Source organism: Spirochaetaceae bacterium (assembly GCA_009784515.1).
In the GTDB taxonomy this organism is placed as follows: Bacteria; Spirochaetota; Spirochaetia; order WRBN01; family WRBN01; genus WRBN01.
In genome coordinates, this window is record WRBN01000106.1 from 1 (window position 1) to 5,111 (window position 5,111).

Below are 5,111 nucleotides of genomic sequence, written 5' to 3' on the forward strand. Positions count from 1 at the left end.
ATAGATAATAAAATTAGCCCCCAGCTGCGATATATCGCGCAAAAACAAACGTTTTTTGTGGCCATCTACAATAACAAAACTATAATTTTCTTCAATATCCAGCAGTTCTTTAGTGGCGGCCGTTAAAATTATCCGCTCTTCTTGCCTTTTTTGGCTGGCATCAATAACGGCCCTAATAGGGGCAAGCAATTCTATTAACGGCTGCAAATTTTCATCATTAAAATTAATCTCTAACTCCGAAAGTTCTTCGCTAAGAGGGTGGTTTTCGATATTTAAAGCTACCCCATGAATAAAAAAAGTTTTAACCGTAGCGTCATCATTTTGGATAAAGAACCTTAAAGACACCAAATTATTATTTTTTACTAAAATTTCGTGGGCTAAATACTGTAAGCTTACCACAACTAAAGCTTTACTTAAGCTTAGTTCTTTAATAATGACAGGAAAATGATAAAGACCACACTTTAACACGATGTTTTTAGGGACAATTTTACTTATATTAATAATTTCTTTAGTAAAAATTATTGCCGTATCTTTATCTTTTAAGGATATTTCTTCGCTATTTTCCATAACTTTTAACAGCATAAGCCAATAAAAGTAAAATGTCAAGGCCGCTGCCAATTTTTTACAGTCTTAATAAAGTTAAGGACAATTTTACTTGTTAGCCTTAATATAACCGCCGCCCAATACTAAATCATTATGGTAAAAAACAGCGCTTTGGCCCGGTGTAATGGCTCGCTCAGGCCGGTCGAGGCTAACTTTAATTCCGTTTGCTTGCTTATTTATAGTAGCGCCAATAGTGCGGCTGCCGGACCTTACCTTAACCTGCGCCGTAAAAGGAAAAGTTGGTTGCTGTACAAAAACGGCATTACTTAAGCTAAAATTTTGGCTAAATAATTGTGTCTCATCACCTAACACAACCGTACCGCTGCCGGCATCTAATTTAATGACATACAGTGGGCTGCCGCCGGCCACCCCCAGCCCGCGCCGCTGGCCGATAGTATAATGTGAAAGCCCTTTACCCTGCTTTAACAAGCGGCCGTTACTATCAACAATAGCGGCAGGCGCTTCATTTTGACAACGCAATAATTCTTCTCCTAAACAAAAATCTTGACTATCCTGCTTTTCTTTAACTGGTAAATCAAATTGTTCGGCCAGTCGGCGCGTGGCTTCTTTATCACTAAACGTTCCCAGAGGAAATCTTAACCTTTGTAAAACATCTTGACTAAGACGGTATAGAAAATAACTTTGGTCTTTTAAGATAAAGCTGCCTTTGGCCAAATAATATAAATTGTTATGTTGCTCTACCCGAGCATAGTGGCCGCTGGCCCAGTAACAATCTTTCCAGTTAGCCGGCAGCAAGGCCATTACCTTAGTAAAAAAAAGGCCAAACTTCATTTCTTGATTACAATTAACACAAGGATTAGGCGTTAGAGCGGCGGCATAAATATTACGTACGCTCTCTAAAAATTGTTCGTATTCGGCAGCAATATCAATCACCAAATGTTTAATGCCTAGCAGCCGGCAAATGGCGGTGGCATCGTTAATGTCTTGCCGCTGCCCCTCTTTTTTATGAGCCATCGTAGCCGCTACTACCTCTACTCCTTGATTTAATAACACACCGGCCGTTACCGCCGAATCTACCCCGCCGCTCATCGCTACGATAGCCTTGCTGCCGGCAGGTATTTGTAAATTATTCTTCATCAAGTTCACTCTCTTTACGTTGCAAGGTTTTACGGCTTATTCCCAAACGGTTAGCTGCTTTACTTTTATTACCTTGCTCGGCCTTAAGCACCGCTTTAATATAAATATTTTCTACCTCGTTTAAAGTTAACGTAAGCGGTAAATTAACGCCGGCAATCTCTGCTTCTTCTTTAGGCAAATTTAACGGTAAATTTGTTTTATCGATAATTTGGCCGGTGGCCATTATCACGGTATTTTCTATACAATTACGCAGCTCGCGCACATTACCGGGCCAGCTGTAACTTTGCAAAGCTTTAATAGCCGCTTGGCTTAACCGGCAATCTTTATTATTTTCGGTACAAAATTCTTGTAAAAATTTATGCGCCAATACCAAAATATCTTCGCTCCGCTCCCGCAGCGGCGGTACATTAAACTGCACCACATTTAAGCGGTAATATAAATCTTCTCTAAACGTCCTTGCGCCACTTCGTCCTGCAAGTTACGGTTGGTAGCCGTTATTAAGCGTATATCTACTTTAATGGTTTCTTCGCCGCCTAAACGTTCAAAGCAACGTTCTTGTAATACTCTGAGTAATTTAACCTGCACGCTCGGGCTAAGCTCACCAATTTCATCTAAAAAAATATCGCCGCCATCGGCCAATTCAAAACGCCCTTTACGGCGGCTTACGGCTCCAGTAAAGGCTCCTTTTTCGTGGCCAAACAGTTCACTTTCTAACAACTGCTCACTTAAGGCGGCACAATGTACCTTAATAAATGGTTTATTTTTACGGCCGGATAAGGAGTGAATTACCTCTGCCACCAGTTCTTTACCTACCCCGCTTTCGCCCAAAATAAGCACCGAAGCCTTTGTAGGCGCAGCCTGCATAATGGCTTTATTAAGCTGCTGCATAAGAGGGCTTTGGCTGTTAAGTTTAGCCGTTAGCTGCTGCTGATAGCTGTCAAGCGCCTCTTTTAAAATTTTTTGCTCGCTTTGCAGATGGCTGGTCTCTAAGGCACGCGAGACCACCAAAAAAAGATGCTCTAAATTAACAGGCTTAGTTAAAAAATCGAAAGCTCCTTTTTTCATCAGCTCTACCGCTCCGTCAACACTAGCAAAACCGGTTAAGATAACTATCTTTAATAAGGGCCTAATTACTAAAGCTTGCTCTACTAACTGCTGCCCATTTAAACGCGGCATGTTAAGATCGGTTATCACCAAATCTATTTTATCTTTTTTAATTAAATCAAGGGCATTTACTCCATCGTCGGCCAAAAGCACGCGATACCCTTCGCCCTTAAAAGCAGTGGATAAACCTTCCCTAATATTTTTTTCATCATCAACTATCAATACACTATGCACAGCTACACTTTAACAAAAAGTAGAAAAAAATACCACTAGCCGCTAGACATCTTTGTAACTTTATTTTACTATCTATTTAATGAAGTTGATTTTATTGTTAGCCTTATTCATAACCGGCCCTTTATTAGCCCAGCCCGATGAGCGTAACCTAGACAGGCAACTGCTAGCAAATAATTTGGGTAATTTATCTATCTTTTTCTTTGAAAGCGCAGAGGTGTTGTGGGCTTACACCCTCCCCGAAAATTTAAATGCCTTGATAACTTTACTAGAAAAAGCTTTAGAAGTTACCAATAATAATTTAGCTAACAGCGAACGTGCCGAAGAGCGATTTTTGCTTAGGGTTTACGCCCTTGATGATTTTTTGGTTAGCCTTGACCCAGCCCAAAGGCGAATATTCCGTAACGGCAGCTTTATTACCACCAGCAATGTTAGCCGTATCGACGAACTTGGCAACCGCCTTTATCTAAGCCAGTTAATTTTTAGGCTGCGCAACAACCTTGCCCTTAACCCGTTAAGTGACGGCGAAGCTTTACTTAGGCGCGGGGCCGACAGCCTGCAAAATTTGTTAAATAATTAATTAAGTTTAAAAAAGCTAATCTCTTCATTTAAACTGCGGGCTTGCTCATTTAACTGCTCAACATTTGTAAGTAATCCGGCGGCGCTATCGGCATTAAGGTGAGTAGCCGCCCCTACATTACCCATTGCTTGCTCTATTTGGGTAATACCGATACGTTGCTGCTTGCTGGCACCGGCAATTTCTTGGATTAGCTGCGAGGTTTGGGTAATTTCGGGCAGTACATCGGCTATCGATTTACCAGCTTCTTCGGCAACCTCTATACTGCCGGCCGATAGCTCACTAATCTCTTGGGCGCTTAAAGCACTGCGTTCGGCTAGTTTACGCACCTCACCGGCCACCACCGAAAAACCTTTGCCGGCCTCACCGGCTCTCGCCGCTTCAATGGCGGCATTTAAAGCTAATAAGTTAGTTCGTTCGGCAATATCTTCGATAATGGTTATCTTTTCGGCGATAGCCTTCATAGCGCTTACCGTCTTTACAACTTTAGCATTACCATCGGCCGCTTTTTTGGCCACTTGACCGGCTATCTTATCGGCATTATTAAGGTTATCGGCACTTTGGGCAATAATACTGCCTATTTCCTCTAGGCTGGCGCTTACTTCATCGGTGCTGGCCGCTTGCTCGTTACTGCTGGAAGACACCTTAGCGCTTATATCTTGGATAGTGGCCGCCGTATTATTAGCCTGCTCCATTGCTTTATTAATATTGCTCACAACTTCGTAAATACGGTTTTTAACAAAATTGAGCGAGCGCATACTGCTGCCAAATTCGTCTTTGCGGGTTAAATATTTATTATCCACCTCAAAATTAAGTTCGCCGCCGGCAACTTTTTTAAGATAAAATTCACTCTTAGCAATAATAGTTACAATGTGATTAATTCTGAAAAAGATAGTTAAAAACAAAGCTAAAGTTACCACAATAAAGGTTACTATAATTAAAGCTAACGTAGCCCTAAGTTGATAAAAAATAACGGCATTTTCTACCACAATGCCTAAACTCCACGGGGTATCGATACCGGCTAAAGTTATAGGTGAAAAGAACATCATAACAAGGTTATTATTTTGGCTTATCCCACCGGTCTCAAAATAAAACGGCTGGCCTAGCTCTACCGCTCTAAAAAGCGGTAAAGTTGCCGGCGGCATAATCTCGCTCACATGGCGGCCTAAATGGGCCGAGTTGCGGCTGGCCACCATCGTTAAATCGTTAGCAAAAATAACGGCATAACCACCAAAGGGATTAATGGTGTAAGCTAAATCGGTAAATTCGCTTAAATCAAAATCTATGCCTATTACTCCTACCACCCTACCTGCTAAATTACGGATAGGTACGGTAAGCGAAGTTACCAGCTCGCCGCTCACTAAATCGAGATAAGGGTCGAGTAAAAGGGCGGTACCACCCGCCGTCATAGTTAAATATTCATCATCTAAAAAATCGTAGCTAATATCAAATTCTTCTACCAGTACCGCTCTGCCGGCTTCCATTTCAAAAAAAGGAA

General features: G+C 41.6%; 4 protein-coding genes and 1 pseudogene. 1 reads left to right on the forward strand and 4 read right to left on the reverse strand.

Going from position 1 to position 5,111, the window contains the following annotated elements:
• The 3 genes and pseudogenes from FWE37_09055 to FWE37_09065 form a co-directional block, all read right to left on the reverse strand.
• A partial coding sequence (locus tag FWE37_09055) for a hypothetical protein (protein ID MCL2521127.1) occupies positions 1-567 on the reverse strand: 567 nt, incomplete at its 3' end.
• Positions 568-651: 84 nt separating this feature from the next.
• Positions 652-1,701: a tRNA 2-thiouridine(34) synthase MnmA gene (gene mnmA / locus FWE37_09060; protein ID MCL2521128.1), complete on the reverse strand. Its 1,050-nt coding sequence runs from the start codon at positions 1,699-1,701 to the stop codon at positions 652-654.
• Positions 1,691-3,039: pseudogene (locus FWE37_09065) on the reverse strand (sigma-54 dependent transcriptional regulator). Before FWE37_09065 ends, mnmA begins: the two are co-directional and overlap by 11 nt.
• A 79-nt stretch (positions 3,040-3,118) precedes the next feature.
• On the opposite strand from FWE37_09065, the gene FWE37_09070 reads away from it, so the two are divergent.
• Positions 3,119-3,616 carry a hypothetical protein gene (locus FWE37_09070; protein ID MCL2521129.1) on the forward strand — a complete coding sequence of 166 codons (498 nt, stop codon included), beginning with the start codon at positions 3,119-3,121 and terminating at the stop codon, positions 3,614-3,616.
• Here the strand turns inward: FWE37_09070 and FWE37_09075 are convergent.
• Positions 3,613-5,111: methyl-accepting chemotaxis protein (locus FWE37_09075; protein MCL2521130.1), on the reverse strand; the 1,499-nt coding region annotated here is incomplete at its 5' end. The genes FWE37_09070 and FWE37_09075 overlap by 4 nt on opposite strands.